Consider the following 21,973-nt stretch of genomic DNA (forward strand, 5'->3'; position numbering starts at 1 on the left):
ATAAAACTGCGTAAAAATACGTCATTTTTATAAATGCCTCTTTATAAAATGACTATAATCTAACGCCTTTTAACAAAATTCAATATGCCTAACACTAGATTTTTAAAAGCCTTAACTTTATGTATAATCATTCTTTTTATACCTTTCTCAATGAATGCCCAAGTCAAAATAATGACTTGGAATTTACTTAACGTAGGAAAGAGTAAGTCTCAAGAAAATATAGAATACATCGCTAAAACGATTAAACAAACTGACATCGTAGCCATACAAGAAATAGTTACTAATCCTACAGGAGCACAAACTATCGCAAAAATACATGAAGAATTAAACAGATCTTCAGGAGCCAAATGGGACTATGCGATAAGCGAACCTACTGTTAGCTCTCCATACCGATCAGAACGCTATGCTTACCTATGGAAAACTAGTAAAGTCAAGCTAAAAGGCAAACCGTTCCTAGAGCCAACTTATCAAGAAGAAATAGAAAGAGAACCTTATATGGCAACATTTATTTATAAAGGAAAAGAAATAACGATAAGTAGCCTACATGCACTACCCACTAAACATCAGCCTGAGAAAGAAATCAAGTACCTCAAATTCTTTCCAGAACTCTATCCTGAGCACAACCTTATCTTCTTAGGAGACTTTAATTTAAGTGAAACTCATAGTGTATTTAATCCTTTAAAAAAACAAGGATATCTACCTAGCTTCTCTACACAGAAGACGAGCCTTAGACAGAAATGTCTTAAAGGTGACTGTCTAGCTTCAGAGTATGATAACATCTTTTATCACCCTGATAAGAATGAGCTAATCAGTGCTAAACCTATCTATTTCTTTGAAGACTTTGAAGAAATAAATATGGCTAGAAAAGTGTCAGATCACATCCCTCTAATTATCACATTGAATATATTATAACCAAAAAGACCCCTTTAGCAGAGGTCTTCTTTATTATCTTCTATTCATATAAATCATTACATAATACAGTAACGTACCTAGCGAACTTATTGCAGCCACTACATACGTACGTGCAGCCCATTTCAGCGAGTCCTTAGCTCCAGCGAATTCACCTTGAGTCACTATATTCTTTGCTTGTAACCATTTTAATGCTCGATTACTAGCATCGTATTCTACAGGCAACGTTACAAAAGAGAATATAGTAGTCATCGCAAACAAAATAATCCCTATTAATAACAACTGCGGAAATGTATTAATCATTAACACCCCTCCTAACAATACCCATGTCACAATATTAGACGAAAAACTAACAATAGGAACTAACTTAGAACGCATAGTCAGCCAGTGATATGCCTCAGCGTGTTGTACTGCGTGTCCCACCTCATGGGCAGCAACAGCTGCAGCCGCAGCATTGCGTTCGTTATACACAGCCTCACTTAAGTTGACTGTTTTATCCATTGGATTATAGTGATCGGTAAGTCTACCAGGAGTAGAAATAACTCTTACGTCTCTGATCCCATGATCAAACAACATCTTCTGTGCTATCTCAGCACCACTCATCCCATTCTGAAGTTGTACTTTAGAATATTTCTCAAATTTACTTTTTAAGCGATAACCTACTAACCAACTAGCACCCATTATCGCAATCATAAAAATCCAAATCATACTTAGACGTTTTTCTTTTTTTACTTAAATCTACAAATTATAAGCCAAACTAAAAATAAGACATTTTGACATAAAAAAAAGGGTTACATAACCGTAACCCTCTCTTATTAACTATATTTTATACTATTTAAGTTTCTTTTTAACCTCTACTTCTTGGAAAGCTTCGATTACGTCATACTCCTTAATGTCGTTGTAGTTTTTAATCTGAATACCACAATCATATCCTTTAGAAACTTCTTTAACGTCATCTTTGAAACGTTTAAGAGCAGTTAACTCTCCAGTGTAGATTACTACACCTTCACGGATTAAGCGGATTCTAGAGCTACGGAATATCTTACCATCTGTAACCATACATCCAGCGATAGTTCCCACTTTAGAGATTTTGAACAACTCACGGATCTCAGCAGTACCAGTAACCTCTTCTTTAAGCTCTGGAGATAACATACCTTCCATTGCATCTTTAAGGTCATCGATAGCAGCATAGATGATTGAATAGTTACGGATATCGATCTCTTCTTTATCAGCTAATACTTTAGCAGATGCCATAGGACGAACGTTAAATCCGATAATGATCGCGTCAGAAGCAGATGCTAACAATACGTCAGATTCTGTAATCGCACCAACTCCTTTGTGGATAATGTTGATTTGAATTTCTTCTGTAGATAATTTAGAGAATGAATCAGATAATGCCTCAACAGAACCATCCACGTCCCCTTTTAAGATAATGTTCAACTCTTTGAAATCTCCTAATGCAATACGACGTCCAATCTCTGCTAACGTAATATGACGTTGAGCACGTACAGATTGTTCACGGATCAGCTGAGTACGTTTAGATGCAATTTGTTTTGCTTCTTTTTCTTCTTCGAATACGTTGAATTTATCACCCGCAGTTGGCGCACCATCAAGACCTAATACAGAGATTGGAGTTGAAGGACCAGCTACTTTAATAGACTTACCACGCTCATCGTGCATAGCACGTACTTTACCATGGTTACATCCTGCTAATAAATAATCTCCTACGCGAAGAGTACCAGCTTGTACTAATACAGTAGATACATATCCTCTACCTTTATCTAAGAATGCCTCTACTACAGTACCTACTGCTAACTTATCTGGGTTAGCTTTCAGCTCTAACATTTCAGCTTCTAATAATACTTTCTCAAGTAATTCAGTCATACCAATACCTTGTTTAGCAGAGATATCTTGAGATTGGTAAGTACCACCCCACTCTTCTACTAGCAAGTTCATAGATGCTAACTTTTCTTTAATTTTATCAGGGTTAGCCGTTGGCTTATCTACCTTATTGATCGCGAAGATAATAGGTACACCTGCCGCTTGAGCGTGGCTAATAGCCTCTTTCGTTTGTGGCATGATGTCATCATCCGCAGCGATTACGATAATAACGATATCCGTTACTTGCGCACCACGTGCACGCATCGCAGTAAACGCCTCGTGACCTGGTGTATCTAAGAAAGTAATCTTTTGACCATTTTCTAAAGTTACCCCATAAGCACCGATGTGCTGAGTAATACCTCCAGACTCACCAGCGATAACGTTAGCTTTACGAACGTAGTCAAGTAACGATGTCTTACCGTGGTCAACGTGTCCCATTACAGTAACGATAGGAGCACGAGATTGTAAATCTTCTGGTCTATCTGGAGTTTCTTCGATAGCCTCTTCAATAGCTGCAGTAGTAAAGTCTACTTCATATCCGAACTCGTCTGCCACGATAGTCAATGTCTCAGCATCTAGACGTTGATTCATTGTTACCATGATACCTAATGACATACATGTACCGATAACTTTAGTAATAGGCACATCCATCATAGTAGCGATCTCACCTACAGTAACGAACTCAGTAACTTTTAATATTTTACTTCCAGCTTCTAATGCTTTTTGTTCGTCATCCGTTTTCTTACGGTGTACATCACGTTTATCACGACGGTATTTAGCAGATTTAGACTTATTACCTTTACCTTGAAGACGTTCTAGAGTCTCCTTGATTTGGTTTTTAACTTCTTCTTCTGTTGGCTCAGCCTTAACTACAGGAGCTTGTTGGTTACGTCTTTGGTTTCTATTACCAAATTTGTTTCCACCAGCATTGTTATTATTGTTGTTATTTCTTTGCCCGCCACCTTGGTTTCTGTTATTGTTGTTGTTATTACCACCATTAGCATTATTGCTATTGTTATTAGTAGTATTACCACCTTCAGCAGTACCTGGTTTAGCTATACGTTTTCTCTTATTCTTATTAGCGGCATTACCGGCACCTGGTTTCGCATTGTTACCAGCGTTGTTACCACCTTTTTTAGGCTCTTCTTTTTTCTTTTTAGGCTTATCGAATTGAGATAAATCGATAGTCTGTCCAGTAAAAGTAGTTCCTGACAGTTTTTGATAATTAGTTTTAATTATCTCCTCTCCTGCATTGTCTTCTGTTTTAGCAGCCTCTTCTGCATTGTTAGACTCTACTTTTTTAGAATCCACTTTGTTAGATGAAGCATCCTTACTTCCTGCTACAGATTCTTTCTGTTTTGGTTTTTCCACCTCTTTTTTAGCTTCCACTTGTTTATTTGAGTTCGTTACTTTAGATGCTTCCTTATCAACTACAGGTTTAGCGACAGTCTCTTTCTTATCCTCTATAACCTCATTAGCTTGTTTTTGCTTACTCACTTTAGCAGGAGCTTTGGCATCTTTTTCAAAAGATTTATTTTCTTTATTAGAATCGTCTGAAGAAGCTTTAGTTTTTTTAGGCTCAAGGTCAATTTTACCCACAGTTTTAATAGCTGCAATTTCTTCAGCTTTAGCTCGGATAATTTCTTGTTCACGTTTAATACGTGCTTCCTCTTGTTTTTTCTTCTCCTCTAATTCTTTATCACGCTCAATTTTCAAGGCCTCTTTCTCTTTCTTTTTCTCTTCACTTACTTCAATAGATGCCTCTTTCTTACCTTTATCAGCAGAAAATTGTTTACACAAAACACTATATTCTTGATCAGAAATTTTAGCATTAGGTGTTGCGTCGATATCGAAACCTTTTCCTTTTAAAAAGTCAACGGCTCTATCGAGAGAAATATTCAATTCCCTTAAAACTTTATTAATTCTTATTGCTCTTTCTTCAGACATATTATCCTTTTAGTGTATTAAATGTGTTGTGTTGTTAACTTGTAATTAATCCTCGAATTCTTCTTTCAAGATTCTAAGTACATTCTCAATTGTTTCATCTTCAAGATCAGTACGTTTCATTAACTCTTCAACACTTAGGCTTAAAACGCTCTTAGCCGTATCTAAACCGATTCTTGCAAATTCTTCAATTACCCACTCATCGATTTCGTCTTTGAATTCTTTTAATTCTACGTCATCGTCTTCTGGGTTTAATTCACGCATAACATCAATATCATATCCAGTTAACATACCAGCTAATTTGATGTTTTGTCCACCACGTCCTATCGCACGTGATACCTCTTCTAGAGCTAAATAAACATTTGCTTTTTTAGTCTCTTCATTCAGAACTACTTTATTTACGTTAGCAGGTGCTAAAGCACGCTTAACGAATAACTCTGTATTATTAGTAAAATTAATTACATCTATATTCTCATTTCCTAATTCGCGAACGATACCATGGATACGAGATCCTTTCATACCTACACACGCTCCTACTGGATCGATACGATCATCAAAAGTATCTACTGCCACTTTTGCTTTTTCTCCAGGGATACGTACCACTTTCTTAATCGTGATATGTCCATCAGCGATCTCAGGAATTTCTTGCTCGAATAATCTTTCTAAGAACTCAGTAGCAGTTCTAGACATGATGATTTGAGGTTTAGATCCTTTTAATTCTACTGCTTCGATGATTCCTTTTACAGTATCACCTTTTCTAAAGAAGTCAGATGGAATCTGTTTATCTTTTGGTAAAACGATTTCATTTCCTTCCTCATCCATCAAAATTACAACTTTTGGGCGGATGTGGTGCACTTCTGCTGAATAAACTTCTCCAATAATATCTTTGAACTGTTTGTATAAAGTAGTATTATCGTGCTCAGTCACTTTAGAGTTTAAGTTTTGGCGCAATGCTAAAATAGCACGTCTTCCTAACTCCTCTAATTTAACCTCTTCTGAAACTTCTTCTCCTACTTCAAAATCTGGTTCGATCTTGCGTGCTTGAGATAATGAAATTTCATAGTTATCATTCTCTACTTCTCCATCATTTACTACTACACGGTTTCTGAATATCTGGCAATCTCCTTTATCTGGATTAACAATGATATCAAAGTTATCATCGTTACCAAATCTTTTTTTCAATGCATTTCTAAATACATCTTCTAAGATGGCCATCAGCGTTACACGCTCAATATCTTTTTCGTCTTTAAATTCTGAGAATGAATCTACTAAATCTCTATTCTCCATGTGCTTTTTTTATTTTAAAATGAAATTATAACATTCGCTTCTTTAATATTCTCAAAAGGAATCACAGCTTCTTTTTCTACTGTTACCTTCCCTTTTCCTACAGCTTTAGGCTCTCTAGCCTTCCACTTTAGGACAATCTGATTATCGATCACATTATCTAGAGTAGCCTCGTATTTCTCTTGATCTAGCGTCACTACTTTCAGTTTTCTACCAATGTTCTTATGGTATTGACGAAGTAATTTTAAAGGCGCTGTTGCACCTGCTGATGCTACCTCTAGTGAGAAATCTTGCTCTTCTCTATCTAAATTATGCTCTATAGCTCTACTAAAATTTATACAATCTTGTAATGTCACACCTTCATCACCATCTATAGTTAGAGTGATTTTATTGTCAGCAGACACCGTAAAATCTATAATAAATATAGATGTATGCTCTTCTAAAGCCTTATCTATTAATTCTTGTACTTTACTTTTTAATGTCATATGCTATAAAAAGAGGGGACTACTTTGTCCCCTCATTATTTAACTTTTTTAATAAATAACTGTGCAAAGATATTAATTTTTTTATTACAAATAAAACTTTTGCCTATTGATAATTATATTCTTAACTTTAAATCATGTAATTAAATCGAAATAAAACAACAAATATCACTATGAAAAAAATACTAGTCCCAACAGATTTTTCTACACAAGCTTATAACGCTATCAAGGTAGCTGCTTGTATAGCTAAAAAAGGAGATGCAGAAATACTACTATTACACATCTTGGACTTGCCACAACAAGGAAATGATAGTATCAACAAAGGTACTCCTGCACCCGAAGTAATGTTCTTTAAAAACGCTGCTGAAGAAAAACTTAGAGAGTTAGCTTTATCTAACCTATTCGAAGGCGTAAAAGTATCTACTAGTCTTATCTTAGAAAGAACTGCCTATGGAGTAACCAAAACTGCAGAGACTAATAAAGTAGACCTTATCGTAATGGGATCTCATGGAGTGAGTGGAGCGAAAGAGTACTTCGTAGGTTCTAACACCCAGAAAGTAGTAAGAACATCTGACGCGCCAGTATTAGTAATTAAAGGAGAAGGTGATAACTTCAATGTAAATGATCTTGTCTTCGCGTCTGACTTTACTGATAATATGAAAGAGCCTTTTAAGAAGATTCTACGTCTACACCAGATGTTCGACACGAAGTTACACCTGCTGATGGTAAACACCCCTAATAGTTTTAAACCTACACATGTAGCAGAACAAGTATTAGAAGACTTCTTAGAAGACATCACAGACACAGAATACGACTTGTCTATCTATAATGATCTAACAGTAGAAAAAGGAATTCTTAACTTCTCTAAGAAAACAAATGCAGACCTAATCACGATCGCTACACATGGACGTACAGGATTAGCTCATTTCTTCAACGGAAGTATCAGTGAAGATCTAGTAAATCACTCTCCTATCTCAGTATTGACTATCAAGATAGACTAAGCACTATCCTTATATAATATAAAAAGCTGATTGCGAATAGCAATCAGCTTTTTTATTTCTCCTATTTTACTCATTTACTATCTTCTTTGCTTTTAGTTCCTAGTACATCCCTTCGAGTATCCTTGCAGTTTCCTTCGAGAAAACCCCTCTCTGGGCAAGTAAACTCGAAGAAAACCCCTAGAATACCCGAAGAACCCCAAGCCCAGATACAATACATCATTAAAAATCAATACACTATAATAACTTCAACCCTTCATAATAAAACAAAAAGCGCAACCGAGGTCACAAACTCCATATCTAGTCAAAAAGAGCTGAAAAAGAATAAAAAAATAGTTAGGCGATTAATCACCTAACTATTCCTTACTTTACCTATCATAACAATCCTACTTTATATTAAAATGGATCAACCATTAACAATGAAGTAAGCTCTATTTCTTCTTGATTCTTAAACTTTAATTCTTTTACGACAGATGCCTTATTATCCAAGTTCACAATCACTAATCTAACATATTTCTTTCTGTCCTTATCTAACTCTAAATAATAGATATTGTGAGTTTTCTTCTCGTAAACAACATCCCCTATAAATGCATCTGAGAACTGATACAATAGTGTTTCTTTTCTAGTCATAAGATCGAATTGAACTAATTTATTACTTGAAGTAATAAATACGACATTCTCATTCTTATCTACAAAAAAGCCATACCCATTCTTATCACTTCCAAATGAAGTTGGTAATGCAATTGTCTTTTGCGCTGTATTCTCATCATAATCCTCTAAATCATTCGGATTTAAGACTAGCAGAGAATATTTAGCTGTATTTTCCCCTGTCATTTCTCTTAACAAAGCATACAATTTATCTTTCTTATTGTTAAATGTGTATGAGAAAATGCTCTTCTTATCTGTGCTTAGTAGTTTATTTAACTGCTGACTACCATTCTCTATTCTATTAGTCGCCTCAGTCAGATTAATCTTATAGAAACTACTATATTCACCATGTTCATACCCTCTATAAAAATAAGTCCATAAGTTACCACTGTTGTCTAATAATGTATTCCCTTCCATATACTCTACAAAACCAGGAGTAAACTCTCTCTTGAATACATTCTTAGAATTGGAATTAGAACTAAAGTCCAATGTCAAAATTTCATTTTGTGTCAAATCATAAAGCTTCTTACTACCCTCGTCATAGTAAGGGAATTCAAAGTGAGCTCCTTTAACATCTATATCACGAACCTCTCCAGTACGAATATCTATCTGCGACATGTAATCATGTCCCACTAAAAGTACATTTTTAGTAGTAGGAGGCAACACAGCCTGTCCTCCATCAGTATTTCCACTATTAGAATCATCTGATGAACACCCCATAAATGCAAGAATACCTGCAAACAATAAAAACTTTTTCATAGCAATAATTTTATGTTAAAATTAATTAACAAACACAACATATAACACACCCGATACAATTATTACATTATAAATAACAAAAAGGATAGTAAAACTAACATATTATCTAAATAACAAATAAGCACTACACATTCTATTAAAAAAAACTACTGAAATAATGAAAAATATATCCCCCACTAGCTTTCAGCAAACAGTCTCAACATAAATACAACTCCCTAAAAAACAAATCAACACAACGTATGACAGATAATTATATTATAAGATAACTTATATCTAAATAACACTCCTCAACTAAAGGGTATAAAAAAGGCGAATGCTCTATAGAACATTCGCCTTTTCTTACAACTACATAGCTCTACTGCTACTTATAGTTTATTTTATTATCTCGATATGACTCTCTGATACTTTAGCTATTGGCAAGTAGTGTTTCTTCCCTTCTACTAATAGACACAAGTAGATATTATCTATAGAAATCACATATCCTTCTAGTCCGTCGATACGTACTAGCTGTCCTAATTCTAGATTCTTACGAGCGTAAAAAGAGAACAATAATCTAGTCACCACATCTTTAGCTCCTAATCCTAATGATAATGCTACAGTCAATAGGATAGCTCCTACGATAATAGAGATATTGTTAGTAATAATATCTGTGTTTATACCCATCTGATTTAATGTAGTGATGAACACAAAAACTAAGATTAGATAGAATAATATATTCCCTATCATACGTGCTCCACTAAAGTCAACAGCCTTTAGCACTTCTACAATAGCTTTCTTTACCCATGTAGCAAAATACAATCCTCCTACGAAGATCAGTAGTGCTACAAACACTTTAGGAATATACGACATCAGGTTTCCAATCTCACGAGAGACAATAGCTAGACCAAATAACTCAGCTCCTACTACTACCATTAAGAAGATTAAAAACACTTTTACAAAGAAGATTAGAATATCAGACACACTGATCTTAATATTCACCTTATTCAAAAAGTCATTTTCACTTAATAGATTTTGTATTTTCTCTAAGCGAATAACTTTAAACAGCTTCTTTAACACATAAGAACATACCTTAATTATTAACCAAGAAATTAAAATATAGCCTACTAAAAAAACAAATCCTATCAATCCTTGTAATAACGAGCTCATTACAGAGTTTATCATTTGGCTAGGATACTCAAAGTTATAACGTTCCATCATCCTTACTATTTTTAATTTTATTGATTATTTCATTTTCTTTTTTCACATCTTTTTCCCCTAGCAGACTACCTAATGCCTGAGGAACCTTAACTGTATAAAGTTCTGACACATCTAGTGATAACTTAATAAAGTTGAGATTATCTATTACCCTATCTTTTAAGTAATCTGGTAATTTTTCGTCTTGAAGTATTTTTTTAAACGGATTATCCATAATTACAACGAGTTATAAATTTCAACAATTTTTTTCTTAGCCCTATGGAGTCGCATTTTCACCGCACTCTCTCCTAAATCCAACAGGGAGGAAATCTCCTTAATAGACTTGTCATCCTGATACTTCATCAACAAAACAATCTTATCCTCCGGATCTAACCTAACTAATGACTCTTGTAACTTATCGACACTCAATGAGAATATCTCCTCATCCGAAATCTCGTCTTCTACAGATAATGCGTATTGATTCTCATCATCCAATGTTTCTTCATTTCTCTTCTTCTTAAGAACTAACCTAGAATAATTGACACAATGATTATACGCAAAAGAATACAACCAAGTAGAAAATTTAGAATCACCTCTAAAGTTCTTTAGGTTTAAATACAACTTCACAAAAATATCTTGTGTAAGGTCTTCTGCTACATCTCTAGACTCTGCAAAACCAATACACTTCGCATAAACTTTCTGTGCGTACCGATCATAAAGTATCCCAAACAAGTTAGTATTACTACTTTGAACGATGAATTGTACTAACTCTTCATCCGTCATTGCAGCAAAATTACTATTTTGCGAATTAAACTTCATATACTTTTTTTTCAGGTGCAAAGTAAAGTCTTTTACACCAATAGTTTTATAAAAATACTAAATATTTACTACAAACTTCTCAATTGCACCAACTTAGCAACGTACTTACCTACTACATCAAACTCTAGATTAACCACTGTCCCTACTTGATAATGTTTAAAAATAGTATGTTCTAAAGTATATGGAATAATCGCAACTTTAAAAGTATTAATACCCGAATCTACAACTGTTAGACTCGTCCCATCTATAGTAATAGATCCTTTCTCTATCGTCACATGCTGTGATGTAGTCTTGTACTCAAATCCAAAATATGTACTACCCCCCACTTCTTCTATACTTACACAAGTGGCGATATGATCTACATGTCCCTGCACGATATGCCCATCTAAACGACCATTCATCAGCATAGCTCTTTCTAGATTCAGTTCTTGACCTACTTGCCACTGTGCTATACTCGTCACATCTATTGTTTCTTTAATAGCAGTTACTGTATACTCACCATCAGCTAGCGCTACTACCGTCAGACAGATACCGTTATGTAGAACACTCTGATCAATCTGCAATTCACTAGCGAATGCAGATTCCACTGTGATATGTAAGTTTTCTTGCTCTTTCTCTATTCTTTTGATATTTCCGATGTTTTCAACTATACCTGTAAACATAACTCCATTTATTTTATTAAATTTGCTTTCAAAAGTAGGAATAATTTAGACGAAACTATGAGCCAGAAAGAAGAAATTATAAAAGTAGGTATCTCCATAGGGGACCTAAATGGGATAGGCAGTGAAGTTATACTCAAATGTTTCGAAGACAGTAGAATGCTAGAAATCTGCACTCCTGTTATATTCGGAAATTCAAAGCCTCTATCATATATAAAAAAAACGATTGATAATAATACCGCAATACAAGGAATAGATAATCTAAGTCAAATAGTACCAAATAGATTAAACGTACTAAATCTATGGAAAGAAAATGTCAATATTTCTTTTGGTAAAAATGACCCGATCATTGGTAAATATGCTATAAAATCATTTGTTGCTGCAACAGAGGCTTTGAAAAACGGAGAAATAGATGTACTGGTAACTGCTCCTATCAATAAATACAATAGTGTAGACGAAGAATTTAAATATCCTGGACATACTGATTACCTAAATGATCAGTTAGAAGGACAAGCATTGATGCTACTTGTAAGCGAGGATCTAAAAATAGGACTACTCACAGACCACTTGCCTATACAAGATGTAGCAAAGGCGATTACTCCAGAATTAATAGAACAAAAGGTAAAGACCATAAACGATACTTTAATTCAAGATTTCAATATCTTTAAACCACGTATTGCTATCCTAGGATTAAATCCACACGCTGGTGACGGCGGTGTCATAGGCAATGAAGAATTAACAATCATAAAACCGACAGTAGAAAAACTTAATGATAAAGGCATTCTAATCTCAGGTCCGTTTCCTGCTGATGGTTTTTTCGGATCAGGAACATATAAACACTTTGATGCTGTAGTAGCATGCTACCACGATCAAGGTTTAGCTCCTTTCAAAGCAATTTCATTTAGTCATGGTGTGAACTATACCGCTGGTCTAGATAAAATTAGAACTTCTCCAGATCACGGAACTGCTTATGAAATAGCTGGAAAAGGCATTGCAGATGAAACATCTTTTAAAGAAGCATTGTATCTAGCCATTGATATTTATAACAACAGAAGTAGAAATATCGAAGCTGCAGCAAACCCTTTACAGCCTCAAGAAAAAGATTTTAGCACAAAAAAATTTGATAACTAGCTTGTAATTATAATAATTTTTTATCTTTGCACGCTCAAATCATGTATTCCATGAATATTGAAAAAGACTTTTTAATTCCTTTCACAGGATTAAAAAACGGGAAGCATTCGTTTGATTTTAAGGTAGATGACAGTTTTTTCGAGAACTATAACTACAGTGATTTCAATCATATTAATGCTGACATAAACGTTCTTTTAGACAAGAAAATTAATCTATTTGAGTTACACTTCACTGCAAAAGGTATAGCAAATGTACCATGTGATGTGACGAACCAAGACTTTGACATGCCAGTAGAGAGTGAAATTGATTTGGTAGTTAAATTTGGGGACTCTTTTAACGATGATCACGATGAGATATTAATTATCCCATATACTGAACATCAAATAAATGTAGCTCAATACATATACGAAATGATTGTTCTAGCTATACCTCAAAAAAGGGTACACCCTGGGGTAAAAGATGGGACATTAGATTCTGCAGCATTAGACTATTTAGGCTATGTCAATGAAGAAGATGAAGACGAATTCGACAATCTATTCGATGATGAAGACGAAGAAATCTTTGATTTAATAGACGACCTAGAAGACGATGATGTAGAAGAGGAAGAAGAAAATACGAATAAAGATATTGACCCTAGATGGGCAGAATTAAAGAAACTATTAACGGATAAATAATATAGTAAAATGGCACATCCTAAGAGAAAAACCTCGAAAACAAGAAGAGATAAGAGAAGAACTCATTACAAAGCTGTAGCTCCAACAATCGCTACATGTCCTGTAACAGGAGAAGCTCACTTATATCACAGAGCTTACTGGCATGAAGGAAAAATGTACTACAGAGGGCAAGTTGTAATCGACAAAACAGCTGAAGTAGAGGCATAACTTTAGACAAAGTACAAATCAACTCTCACAATGTGTGAGAGTTTTTTTTTGGTATATAACCCAAAAGATGTACTTTACGCCTCCAAAGAACCGTTAATTCGTTTTTTTTTTGTAATTTTCGCTTCTTTTTGGAATGTTTTTATAAAGTAAAGCAACACCATATGACAAAAATACACGCAGCCATTACAGCAATCGGATGCTACCTACCAGAGACTAAGTTAACCAATGCGGACTTAGAAACAATGGTAGACACAAACGACGAATGGATAACTAGCCGTACAGGAATTAAAGAAAGAAGAATTCTTAAAGAACCTGGTGAAGGAGCTTCTTACATGGCTATTAAAGCCGCAGAAGATCTATTAAGCAAATCAGGTACAGATCCTAAAGATATTGATTGTATAATCTTATCAACAGCGACACCTGATATGCCTGTAGCTTCTACAGGAGTTTATGTTGCAACAAAAATTGGAGCAACGAATGCATTTTCATTTGATTTACAAGCAGCTTGTTCTAGCTTTTTATATGGTATGTCAGTAGCTTCTGCATATATAGAATCAGGTAGATATAAAAAAGTATTGTTGATCGGGTCAGATAAGATGTCTTCAATAATCGATTATACAGATCGTGCAACTTGTATTATCTTCGGAGATGCTGCTGGAGCAGTATTATTCGAACCTAACACAGAAGGTTATGGAGTACAAGATGAATACTTAAGAAGTGACGGTGTAGGCCGCGAGTTCTTAAAGATCGAAGCAGGTGGATCTATATTACCTGCAAGTGCAGAAACTGTTGCAAACAAACAACATTATGTATTCCAAGATGGAAAAACAGTATTTAAATATGCTGTATCGAACATGGCTGATGTGAGTGAAAAAGTTATGCAACGCAACAATCTTTCTCATGAAGATGTGACTTGGTTAGCTGCACACCAAGCGAATAAACGAATCATTGATGCTACAGCTCACAGAATGGGCTTAGATGATTCTAAGGTATTAATGAATATCGAAAGATACGGAAATACAACGTCTGCCACTTTACCATTACTACTTTGCGATTATGAAAAACAACTTAAAAAGGGTGATAATATAATTTTTGCTACTTTTGGAGGCGGTTTCACGTGGGGTGCAATGTATCTAAAGTGGGCGTACACAGCGAAATAAAAACAACTAACCAATACATTAGGTATGGACATTAAAGAGATTCAAAACTTAATTAAATTCGTAGCAAAATCAGGAGCTACAGAAGTAAAATTAGAAATGGATGATTTTAAAATCACCATTAAAACAACTGAAACAGGTAATACTGAAACTACTTACATCCAACAAGTACCAGTAGCTTCTGCTTTATCTCAAACGCCAGTTGCTCAACAAGCTGCAACTCCAGCTGCACCAGCTGCTGCAACTGAAACTGCAACAAGCGAAGATTCTAAATACATCACTGTAAAATCTCCAATCATCGGTACATTCTACAGAAAACCAGCTCCAGACAAAGAACCATTTGCTGAAGTAGGAAAAACTATAAAAGCAGGAGATGTGGTATGTGTAATTGAGGCAATGAAATTATTCAACGAAATCGAATCTGAAATTTCAGGAAAAATCGTTAAAGTATTAGTTGACGATGCTTCTCCAGTAGAATTTGATCAACCATTATTCTTAGTTGATCCATCTTAAGAAATTTATAACACACCAATTTTTACTTTCTAACGAAGTAAACTCACTAAAGTTAAATTAAAGTTTCAAGAGATGTTTAAAAAAATATTAATCGCTAATAGAGGTGAAATTGCCTTACGTGTTATCAGAACATGTAAAGAAATGGGCATTAAAACTGTAGCAGTTTACTCTACTGCGGATGCAGATAGTTTACACGTTCGTTTTGCGGATGAAGCTGTTTGTATTGGACCTGCTCCAAGTAACTTATCGTATTTAAAGATTTCAAACATAATAGCTGCTGCTGAGATTACAAACGCAGATGCTATACACCCTGGTTACGGTTTCTTATCAGAAAACGCTAAATTTTCTAAAATCTGTCAAGAGCACGGTGTGAAGTTCATCGGTGCTGGCCCAGAGATGATTGAAAAAATGGGAGATAAAGCTACAGCTAAAGAAACAATGAAATTAGCTGGAGTACCTACTGTTCCAGGTTCTGACGGATTACTAGAATCTTTAGAACACGCTAAAAAAACAGCTAAAGCTATCGGTTACCCAGTAATGATGAAAGCTACTGCTGGTGGTGGTGGTAAAGGTATGCGAGAAATCTTCAAAGAAGAAGAGCTAGACAGAGCATGGGAAAGTGCACGTCAAGAAGCTTCTGCTGCTTTCGGTAACGATGGTATGTACATGGAGAAACTAATCCTTGACCCACGTCACATCGAGATTCAAGTAGTAGGAGACTCTTATGGTAAAGCATGTCACCTTTCTGAGCGTGACTGTTCTATCCAAAGACGTCACCAAAAGTTAACAGAAGAAACACCTTCTCCATTCATGACAGATGAATTGAGACAAAAAATGGGTGAAGCTGCTGTAAAAGCTGCTGAATTCATTAAATATGAAGGTGCTGGTACTATCGAATTCTTAGTAGACAGAGACAGAAACTTCTACTTCATGGAAATGAATACTCGTATCCAAGTAGAACACCCTATCACTGAACAAGTAATCGATTATGACTTAATCAGAGAGCAAATTTTAGTTGCAGCAGGTACACCAATTTCTGGTAAAAACTACTTACCTAAAATGCACTCAATAGAATGTCGTATCAATGCAGAAGATCCATTCAATGACTTCCGCCCATCTCCAGGGAAGATTACAACTCTTCACACTCCTGGTGGACACGGTGTACGTCTAGACACTCACGTGTATTCTGGATACTCTATTCCTCCGAACTATGACTCTATGATCGCTAAGTTAATCACAACTGCTCAAACAAGAGAAGAGGCAATTAACAAGATGAGAAGAGCATTAGACGAATTCGTAATCGAAGGAATCAAAACGACTATTCCATTCCATAGACAATTAATGGATGATCCAAACTATATCGCTGGTAACTATACAACAGCATTTATGGAAAGTTTCACAATGAAACCTTTAGAGGATTAATCTATATCAGATATCTCAAAGGGCTATTCTTAATCGAATAGCCCTTTTTGTTTTTAATAGTACTCTCCCACTACTACTACAAAAAGCAAATAGAGCCGGAAGTAACACAAACTATTCGAAATCTATTATAGAATTGAAAATAAAAATCTCCTCTTCAATTAAATAAACATTAATTTTTAAAAAAAAATCAAAAAAAACTAAACTTAGTTCGAAACAAACATTATATTTGAACATAATTTTATTTATTTCAATACAATGCATACAGGCGTAATTAAGTTCTTCAATGAAGACAAAGGATTTGGCTTTATCACAAATGAAGCTACTAAACAAGACATTTTTGTTCACATCACAGGTTTAAAAACTAAAAGCATTAACCAAGGTGACCGCGTTTCTTATACTGAAGAAAAAGGTAAAAAAGGTTTAATCGCTGTAGATGTAGAAGTGATAGGAAATTAATTTTTTACAATATAAATTTTCAATTACGAAGAAGCTATTCATTTCAAAAATGGATAGCTTTTTTTATTACCTCATATTCTATTTATACTTAATCTAAATACATATTAAGCCATTAGAGACAAACTAGGCAACACCTAGAGTACCAAAGCTTTGTAAAACGAGAACTCGAATGTATATTTGTATGTTGTATTAATATAAATACTTTAGATATGCAGGCAAGTCAACTTGATTTCATCCCAATCTTAATGCAAATAGCACTAGCTGCTGGTTTTGTGTCTATGACAATTTGGGTCTCTAGTAAATTAGGTCCCAAAAAATCTTCTAAAATTAAAGACAGTACATGGGAATGTGGATTAGAATCACTAGGTAGTGCACGTATTCCATTCAATGTAAAGTACTTCCTTGTAGCAATATTATTCGTATTATTTGATGTAGAAGTAATCTTCTTATACCCTTGGGCGGTAAACTTCCAAGAGTTCGGTTGGGACGGTTTAATGAAAATGGGAATTTTCTTATTCCTAATCATTATCGGATTGCTATATGAATTCAAGAAAAAAGGACTAGAGTGGGATTAATAAAATAGATAGAGATGAGCGATAAAAAATATAATACAGTAGAAGCTCCGGAAGGATATGTAGGAGAAGGATTCTTCGCTACTAAATTAAGTTCAGTAGTTGGATTAGCACGTGCTAATTCGATGTGGCCTCTACCTTTTGCAACTTCTTGTTGTGGAATTGAATTCATGGCAACAATGGCAGCTACGTATGACGTAGCTCGTTTTGGTTCTGAGCGTATGAGTTTCTCTCCTAGACAAGCAGATATGCTAATGGTTATGGGAACTATTTCTAAAAAAATGGCTCCTATCTTAAGACAAGTATATGAACAGATGGCTGAACCTAAATGGGTTATTGCTGTTGGAGCTTGTGCTTGTTCTGGCGGGATTTTTGATACTTACTCTGTACTACAGGGAATAGATAAAGTAATCCCAGTAGATGTCTATGTACCTGGGTGCCCTCCAAGACCAGAACAAATTCTAGATGGGGTACTAAGACTACAAGAGATAGTAAAATCTGAATCTGTTAATCGCAGAGGTACGAAAGAATATGATGAATTATTAAATTCTTACAACATAAACAAATAGTATGGCATTAGATAATACTACATTACAAAAAAGACTAATTGAAACATTCGGTATGTCAGTTAGTGAATTTCATGAACAACATGGAATGTTGTCTTTTGAAGTTGCAACTAATGCTTCACACGATGTTCTTAAGTTTTTAAAAGAAGATAGTGAGATGAACTTTAACTTCCTTACAGATATTTGTGGAGTTCATTATGCTGACTTACCTTCGGAACGTCAATTAGCAGTGGTATACCACATGCACAATTGGACAGATAATATCAGAGTTCGTTTTAAAACTTTCTTAGATATCAAAAATCCAATTGTGGAGTCTGCTACAGATTTGTTTAAAAGTGCAAACTGGCAAGAAAGAGAAACGTATGATTTTTATGGAATTATCTTTAAAAATCATCCTCAATTGAAGAGAATACTAAATATGGACCAAATGGAATCCTTCCCATTAAGAAAAGAATTCCCAATGGAAGATGCTGGTAGAACAGACAAAGATGATAGATTCTTTGGTAGAACGGTTCATAATTCTTAATACTTAAAGGAACGAGACTATGTCAGATTTATTATTACCTCCTGAGCAACGATATGCTAAACTTATTGAAGAAAAATTTCAAGAAGACGGGACAGAATTACAGATATTAAACTTAGGACCTACACACCCTGCTACACATGGTATCTTTCAGAATATCATCTTACTAGATGGAGAGAAAGTACTAGATGGAGAAGGAACAGTAGGATATATACATAGAGCATTTGAGAAAATAGCTGAGAACAGACCTTTTTATCAAATCAACGTATTAACAGATCGTCTAAACTATTGTTCTTCACCAATCAACAATACTGCTTGGTGGTTAACTGTAGAAAAAGCATTAGGTATTGAAATCCCTAAAAGAGTTCAATATTTAAGAGTTATCGTAATGGAGTTAGCCCGTATAGCTGACCACATTATCTGTAGCTCAGTAATGGGTGTAGATACAGGGGCTCTTACAGGGTTCTTATATGTATTCCAATACAGAGAAAAAATATACGAAATATTCGAAGAAATTAGTGGTGCACGTTTAACTACTAATATGGGAAGAATCGGAGGGTTCGAAAGAGAATGGTCTCCAAAAGTATTCCAGCTAATCGAAGAGTTCTTAAAAGAATTCCCTGCTATCTGGTCTGAATTTGAAGGGTTACTTACACGTAACAGAATCTTTATGGACAGAACAATTGGTGTTGGAGGAATTTCTGCTGAAGAAGCTATAAACTTCGGATTCACAGGCCCTAATCTAAGAGCTGCAGGAGTTGACTATGATGTGCGTATCGCTTCACCTTACTGTTCTTATGAAGACTTTGATTTTGATATTCCAGTAGGTACAAGTGGGGACTGTTATGACAGATTCTGTGTACGTAACGCTGAAATATGGGAGAGTTTAAAAATCATCAGACAGGCATTAGATAAAATGCCAGAAGGTCCATACCATGCTGATGTTCCAGATTATTACCTTCCTCCTAAAGAAGATGTATATACTAATATGGAAGCGCTTATCTACCACTTTAAAATAATAATGGGAGAAGTACCTGTACCAGTTACAGAACTATACAATCCTGTAGAAGGTGGTAATGGAGAATTAGGTTTCTACTTAATCACTGATGGTAGTAGAACTCCTTATCGTTTACACTTTAGAAGACCTTGTTTTATCATCTATCAAGCATATAATGACATCGTAAGAGGTGGTATGCTATCAGATGCTATTATTACACTGTCAAGTTTAAATATTATCGCAGGAGAATTAGACGCTTAAGATTATGGAAGTTAAAAAATACAAACAAAACATAAATATCACACCAGAGTTGCAACAACGCATTGATGAGTTGATTAGCCACTACCCTGCTGATAAAAGAAAGTCAGCACTATTACCAGTCTTACACGAAGTACAAGATGCTCATGATAACTGGTTAAGTGCAGAGTTAATGGATAAGGTAGCTGAAATGCTAAACATAACTTCTATCGAAGTATACGAGGTAGTTACATTCTATACAATGTACAACCAAAAACCTGTAGGTAAGTATATGTTCGAATTCTGCTTAACATCTTGTTGTGGAATTAGAGGTGCTGATGATATGATGGAATACGCTTGTGAAAAACTAGGCATAAAACCAGGAGAAACAACTCCTGATGGAATGTTCTCTATAGCAGGTGTTCAATGTTTAGGTGCTTGTGGATATGCTCCAATGATGCAATTAGGAGATTTCTATAAAGAGCACTTGACAAAAGAAAAAATAGATCAAATCATAGAAGATTGTAAAGCTGGTAAAGTAATTCTTCACGACAAATAGTAATATGGCAACAAAAATATTATTAGATAAAATCAATATCCCAGGGATTAAGTCTTATGAAGTATACCGTGAAAATGGTGGTTATGCTTCTGTAGAAAAAGCTATAAAATCTATGACTCCTGATGAAATCACTGAAGAGGTAAAAGCTTCTGGTTTAAGAGGTCGTGGAGGTGCTGGATTCCCAGTAGGATTAAAATGGAGTTTCATCGATAAAAAGTCAGGCAAACCAAGACACTTAGTTTGTAATGCTGATGAATCTGAACCAGGTACTTTTAAAGACCGTTATTTAATGGAACATATTCCTCACTTGTTAATAGAAGGAATGATTACATCAAGTTTCGCTTTAGGAGCTAACCTATCTTACATCTATATTCGTGGAGAATATATGTGGGTTTTTAAAATACTAGAAAGAGCTATAAAAGAAGCTTATGCTGCTGGATGGCTTGGTAAAAATATCTTAGGATCAGACTACTCACTAGATCTACATGTACACTGTGGTGCAGGAGCATATATCTGTGGAGAAGAAACTGCTCTTATTGAATCACTAGAAGGTAAAAGAGGTAATCCTCGTATAAAACCACCATTCCCTGCTGTAAGTGGACTATGGGGTAATCCTACAGTGGTAAATAATGTAGAGTCTATCGCTAACGTTCCGTGGATTGTAAACAACTCTGGAGAGGCATATTCTAAATTAGGATTAGGTAGATCTGCTGGTACAAAACTTATTTCTGCTTCTGGGCATATCAAAAAACCTGGAGTATACGAAATCGAAATGGGTATCACTGTTCATGAATTTATTAACTCAGAGGAATACTGTGGTGGTATGATAGATGAACGTCCTATCAAGGCATTAGTTCCTGGAGGATCTTCAGTACCCATCTTACCAGCGCATTTAATTTATAAAACAGCTAATGGTGAAGATCGTCTAATGACGTATGAATCATTATCTGATGGAGGATTCGAAACAGGATCTATGTTGGGTTCTGGAGGATTCATCGTTTATAATGATACAGCATGTATCGTTAGAAACACTTGGAACTTCGCTCGTTTCTATGCTCACGAAAGCTGTGGACAATGTTCTCCATGTCGTGAAGGTACAGGATGGCTTGAAAAAGTATTGCACCGTATAGAGACAGGTAACGGAACGATGGATGACATCGATTTACTATGGAGCATCCAAAGTAATATTGAAGGAAATACAATATGTCCTTTAGGAGATGCTGCTGCATGGCCTGTAGCTGCTGCCTTAAGACATTTTAGAGAAGAGTTTGAATATCACGTTTTATACCCAGAGAAGATTAAGAACAGAGACCACTTTGTTAATGAACCTTTTACTGCAGTAAAACACTTGATCAATAAATAATATACGCTGACTAAATATTCAGCTTAAACAAAGCACAGTT

General features: G+C 35.1%; 24 protein-coding genes. 15 read left to right on the forward strand and 9 right to left on the reverse strand.

What is annotated here, in order from left to right:
* Positions 1–84: 84 nt before the first annotated feature.
* Positions 85–912: an endonuclease/exonuclease/phosphatase family protein gene (locus AABL85_RS00365; RefSeq protein ID WP_341308801.1), complete on the forward strand. Its 828-nt coding sequence runs from the start codon at positions 85–87 to the stop codon at positions 910–912.
* Between the two features lie 33 nt (positions 913–945).
* Here AABL85_RS00365 and AABL85_RS00370 read toward each other — a convergent pair whose 3' ends face one another.
* The 4 genes from AABL85_RS00370 to rimP form a co-directional block, all read right to left on the reverse strand.
* The gene (locus tag AABL85_RS00370; RefSeq protein ID WP_286414692.1) at positions 946–1,617 is read right to left on the reverse strand and encodes a zinc metallopeptidase; all 672 of its coding nucleotides are present in this window, start codon (positions 1,615–1,617) and stop codon (positions 946–948) included.
* Between the two features lie 123 nt (positions 1,618–1,740).
* On the reverse strand, positions 1,741–4,737 hold the full coding sequence (infB, locus tag AABL85_RS00375) for a translation initiation factor IF-2 (protein WP_286414693.1): 2,997 nt from the start codon (positions 4,735–4,737) through the stop codon (positions 1,741–1,743).
* Positions 4,738–4,782: 45 nt separating this feature from the next.
* Complete coding sequence (gene nusA, locus AABL85_RS00380; protein WP_006257671.1) at positions 4,783–6,021, reverse strand: transcription termination factor NusA; 1,239 nt, start codon at positions 6,019–6,021, stop codon at positions 4,783–4,785.
* Positions 6,022–6,035: 14 nt separating this feature from the next.
* Positions 6,036–6,503: a ribosome assembly cofactor RimP gene (gene rimP, locus AABL85_RS00385; RefSeq protein WP_286414694.1), complete on the reverse strand. Its 468-nt coding sequence runs from the start codon at positions 6,501–6,503 to the stop codon at positions 6,036–6,038.
* Positions 6,504–6,673: 170 nt separating this feature from the next.
* On the opposite strand from rimP, the gene AABL85_RS00390 reads away from it, so the two are divergent.
* A complete protein-coding gene (locus tag AABL85_RS00390) occupies positions 6,674–7,501 on the forward strand; it encodes a universal stress protein (RefSeq protein ID WP_286414696.1) in 828 nt (275 codons plus the stop codon).
* Between the two features lie 393 nt (positions 7,502–7,894).
* On the opposite strand, the gene AABL85_RS00395 is transcribed toward AABL85_RS00390, so the two are convergent.
* The 5 genes from AABL85_RS00395 to AABL85_RS00415 all read right to left on the reverse strand — a co-directional run bounded on the left by AABL85_RS00395 (position 7,895) and on the right by AABL85_RS00415 (position 11,559).
* A complete protein-coding gene (locus tag AABL85_RS00395) occupies positions 7,895–8,905 on the reverse strand; it encodes a hypothetical protein (RefSeq protein ID WP_341308802.1) in 1,011 nt (336 codons plus the stop codon).
* 372 nt (positions 8,906–9,277) lie between these two features.
* Entirely contained in the window at positions 9,278–10,102 is an 825-nt protein-coding gene (locus tag AABL85_RS00400; RefSeq protein ID WP_286414705.1) for a mechanosensitive ion channel family protein, read from the reverse strand.
* On the reverse strand, positions 10,086–10,313 hold the full coding sequence (locus tag AABL85_RS00405; RefSeq protein ID WP_286414708.1) for a hypothetical protein: 228 nt from the start codon (positions 10,311–10,313) through the stop codon (positions 10,086–10,088). Before AABL85_RS00405 ends, AABL85_RS00400 begins: the two co-directional genes overlap by 17 nt.
* Positions 10,314–10,315: 2 nt before the next feature.
* Complete coding sequence (locus AABL85_RS00410) at positions 10,316–10,897, reverse strand: RNA polymerase sigma factor (RefSeq protein WP_286414711.1); 582 nt, start codon at positions 10,895–10,897, stop codon at positions 10,316–10,318.
* A gap of 68 nt (positions 10,898–10,965) precedes the next feature.
* On the reverse strand, positions 10,966–11,559 hold the full coding sequence (locus tag AABL85_RS00415) for a riboflavin synthase (protein WP_286414713.1): 594 nt from the start codon (positions 11,557–11,559) through the stop codon (positions 10,966–10,968).
* Between the two features lie 57 nt (positions 11,560–11,616).
* Between AABL85_RS00415 and pdxA the strand changes: the two genes are divergently transcribed.
* The 13 genes from pdxA (at position 11,617) to nuoF (ending at position 21,933) form a co-directional block, all read left to right on the forward strand.
* Positions 11,617–12,687: a 4-hydroxythreonine-4-phosphate dehydrogenase PdxA gene (gene pdxA, locus AABL85_RS00420; RefSeq protein ID WP_341308803.1), complete on the forward strand. Its 1,071-nt coding sequence runs from the start codon at positions 11,617–11,619 to the stop codon at positions 12,685–12,687.
* A 50-nt stretch (positions 12,688–12,737) separates the two neighbouring features.
* The gene (locus tag AABL85_RS00425) at positions 12,738–13,361 is read left to right on the forward strand and encodes a DUF177 domain-containing protein (RefSeq protein ID WP_341308804.1); all 624 of its coding nucleotides are present in this window, start codon (positions 12,738–12,740) and stop codon (positions 13,359–13,361) included.
* A 9-nt stretch (positions 13,362–13,370) separates the two neighbouring features.
* Positions 13,371–13,568 carry a 50S ribosomal protein L32 gene (gene rpmF / locus AABL85_RS00430; protein WP_006257684.1) on the forward strand — a complete coding sequence of 66 codons (198 nt, stop codon included), beginning with the start codon at positions 13,371–13,373 and terminating at the stop codon, positions 13,566–13,568.
* A 161-nt stretch (positions 13,569–13,729) separates the two neighbouring features.
* Positions 13,730–14,728, forward strand: a complete 999-nt coding sequence (locus AABL85_RS00435; RefSeq protein WP_341308805.1) for a beta-ketoacyl-ACP synthase III — start codon at positions 13,730–13,732, stop codon at positions 14,726–14,728.
* Between the two features lie 24 nt (positions 14,729–14,752).
* On the forward strand, positions 14,753–15,238 hold the full coding sequence (gene accB, locus AABL85_RS00440) for an acetyl-CoA carboxylase biotin carboxyl carrier protein (protein WP_286414718.1): 486 nt from the start codon (positions 14,753–14,755) through the stop codon (positions 15,236–15,238).
* Positions 15,239–15,310: 72 nt separating this feature from the next.
* Positions 15,311–16,660: an acetyl-CoA carboxylase biotin carboxylase subunit gene (accC, locus tag AABL85_RS00445; protein WP_286414719.1), complete on the forward strand. Its 1,350-nt coding sequence runs from the start codon at positions 15,311–15,313 to the stop codon at positions 16,658–16,660.
* A gap of 255 nt (positions 16,661–16,915) precedes the next feature.
* The gene (locus AABL85_RS00450; protein ID WP_006257689.1) at positions 16,916–17,116 is read left to right on the forward strand and encodes a cold-shock protein; all 201 of its coding nucleotides are present in this window, start codon (positions 16,916–16,918) and stop codon (positions 17,114–17,116) included.
* A 209-nt stretch (positions 17,117–17,325) separates the two neighbouring features.
* Entirely contained in the window at positions 17,326–17,691 is a 366-nt protein-coding gene (locus AABL85_RS00455; protein WP_006257690.1) for an NADH-quinone oxidoreductase subunit A, read from the forward strand.
* A gap of 14 nt (positions 17,692–17,705) precedes the next feature.
* Positions 17,706–18,257 carry an NADH-quinone oxidoreductase subunit B gene (locus tag AABL85_RS00460; protein ID WP_006257691.1) on the forward strand — a complete coding sequence of 184 codons (552 nt, stop codon included), beginning with the start codon at positions 17,706–17,708 and terminating at the stop codon, positions 18,255–18,257.
* A gap of 1 nt (position 18,258) precedes the next feature.
* On the forward strand, positions 18,259–18,780 hold the full coding sequence (locus AABL85_RS00465; RefSeq protein ID WP_286414721.1) for an NADH-quinone oxidoreductase subunit C: 522 nt from the start codon (positions 18,259–18,261) through the stop codon (positions 18,778–18,780).
* A gap of 19 nt (positions 18,781–18,799) precedes the next feature.
* The gene (locus tag AABL85_RS00470; RefSeq protein ID WP_041888482.1) at positions 18,800–20,035 is read left to right on the forward strand and encodes an NADH-quinone oxidoreductase subunit D; all 1,236 of its coding nucleotides are present in this window, start codon (positions 18,800–18,802) and stop codon (positions 20,033–20,035) included.
* A gap of 4 nt (positions 20,036–20,039) precedes the next feature.
* Complete coding sequence (gene nuoE, locus AABL85_RS00475) at positions 20,040–20,570, forward strand: complex I 24 kDa subunit family protein (RefSeq protein WP_016650023.1); 531 nt, start codon at positions 20,040–20,042, stop codon at positions 20,568–20,570.
* 4 nt (positions 20,571–20,574) lie between these two features.
* Positions 20,575–21,933 (forward strand): NADH-quinone oxidoreductase subunit NuoF, encoded by a 1,359-nt coding sequence (gene nuoF / locus AABL85_RS00480; RefSeq protein ID WP_341308806.1) that lies wholly within the window; start codon positions 20,575–20,577, stop codon positions 21,931–21,933.
* Positions 21,934–21,973 lie beyond the last annotated feature (40 nt).

The organism is Myroides odoratimimus (assembly GCF_038039805.1).
Classification (GTDB): domain Bacteria; phylum Bacteroidota; class Bacteroidia; order Flavobacteriales; family Flavobacteriaceae; genus Flavobacterium; species Flavobacterium odoratimimum_B.

Bases quoted from the DNA above. Each gene is read 5' to 3' on its own strand.
- AABL85_RS00365 (WP_341308801.1), top strand. From the start codon at position 85: ATGCCTAACACTAGATTTTTAAAAGCCTTAACTTTATGTATAATCATT.
- AABL85_RS00370 (WP_286414692.1), bottom strand. From the start codon at position 1,617: ATGATTTGGATTTTTATGATTGCGATAATGGGTGCTAGTTGGTTAGTA.
- infB (WP_286414693.1), bottom strand. From the start codon at position 4,737: ATGTCTGAAGAAAGAGCAATAAGAATTAATAAAGTTTTAAGGGAATTG.
- nusA (WP_006257671.1), bottom strand. From the start codon at position 6,021: ATGGAGAATAGAGATTTAGTAGATTCATTCTCAGAATTTAAAGACGAA.
- rimP (WP_286414694.1), bottom strand. From the start codon at position 6,503: ATGACATTAAAAAGTAAAGTACAAGAATTAATAGATAAGGCTTTAGAA.
- AABL85_RS00390 (WP_286414696.1), top strand. From the start codon at position 6,674: ATGAAAAAAATACTAGTCCCAACAGATTTTTCTACACAAGCTTATAAC.
- AABL85_RS00395 (WP_341308802.1), bottom strand. From the start codon at position 8,905: ATGAAAAAGTTTTTATTGTTTGCAGGTATTCTTGCATTTATGGGGTGT.
- AABL85_RS00400 (WP_286414705.1), bottom strand. From the start codon at position 10,102: ATGATGGAACGTTATAACTTTGAGTATCCTAGCCAAATGATAAACTCT.
- AABL85_RS00405 (WP_286414708.1), bottom strand. From the start codon at position 10,313: ATGGATAATCCGTTTAAAAAAATACTTCAAGACGAAAAATTACCAGAT.
- AABL85_RS00410 (WP_286414711.1), bottom strand. From the start codon at position 10,897: ATGAAGTTTAATTCGCAAAATAGTAATTTTGCTGCAATGACGGATGAA.
- AABL85_RS00415 (WP_286414713.1), bottom strand. From the start codon at position 11,559: ATGTTTACAGGTATAGTTGAAAACATCGGAAATATCAAAAGAATAGAG.
- pdxA (WP_341308803.1), top strand. From the start codon at position 11,617: ATGAGCCAGAAAGAAGAAATTATAAAAGTAGGTATCTCCATAGGGGAC.
- AABL85_RS00425 (WP_341308804.1), top strand. From the start codon at position 12,738: ATGAATATTGAAAAAGACTTTTTAATTCCTTTCACAGGATTAAAAAAC.
- rpmF (WP_006257684.1), top strand. From the start codon at position 13,371: ATGGCACATCCTAAGAGAAAAACCTCGAAAACAAGAAGAGATAAGAGA.
- AABL85_RS00435 (WP_341308805.1), top strand. From the start codon at position 13,730: ATGACAAAAATACACGCAGCCATTACAGCAATCGGATGCTACCTACCA.
- accB (WP_286414718.1), top strand. From the start codon at position 14,753: ATGGACATTAAAGAGATTCAAAACTTAATTAAATTCGTAGCAAAATCA.
- accC (WP_286414719.1), top strand. From the start codon at position 15,311: ATGTTTAAAAAAATATTAATCGCTAATAGAGGTGAAATTGCCTTACGT.
- AABL85_RS00450 (WP_006257689.1), top strand. From the start codon at position 16,916: ATGCATACAGGCGTAATTAAGTTCTTCAATGAAGACAAAGGATTTGGC.
- AABL85_RS00455 (WP_006257690.1), top strand. From the start codon at position 17,326: ATGCAGGCAAGTCAACTTGATTTCATCCCAATCTTAATGCAAATAGCA.
- AABL85_RS00460 (WP_006257691.1), top strand. From the start codon at position 17,706: ATGAGCGATAAAAAATATAATACAGTAGAAGCTCCGGAAGGATATGTA.
- AABL85_RS00465 (WP_286414721.1), top strand. From the start codon at position 18,259: ATGGCATTAGATAATACTACATTACAAAAAAGACTAATTGAAACATTC.
- AABL85_RS00470 (WP_041888482.1), top strand. From the start codon at position 18,800: ATGTCAGATTTATTATTACCTCCTGAGCAACGATATGCTAAACTTATT.
- nuoE (WP_016650023.1), top strand. From the start codon at position 20,040: ATGGAAGTTAAAAAATACAAACAAAACATAAATATCACACCAGAGTTG.
- nuoF (WP_341308806.1), top strand. From the start codon at position 20,575: ATGGCAACAAAAATATTATTAGATAAAATCAATATCCCAGGGATTAAG.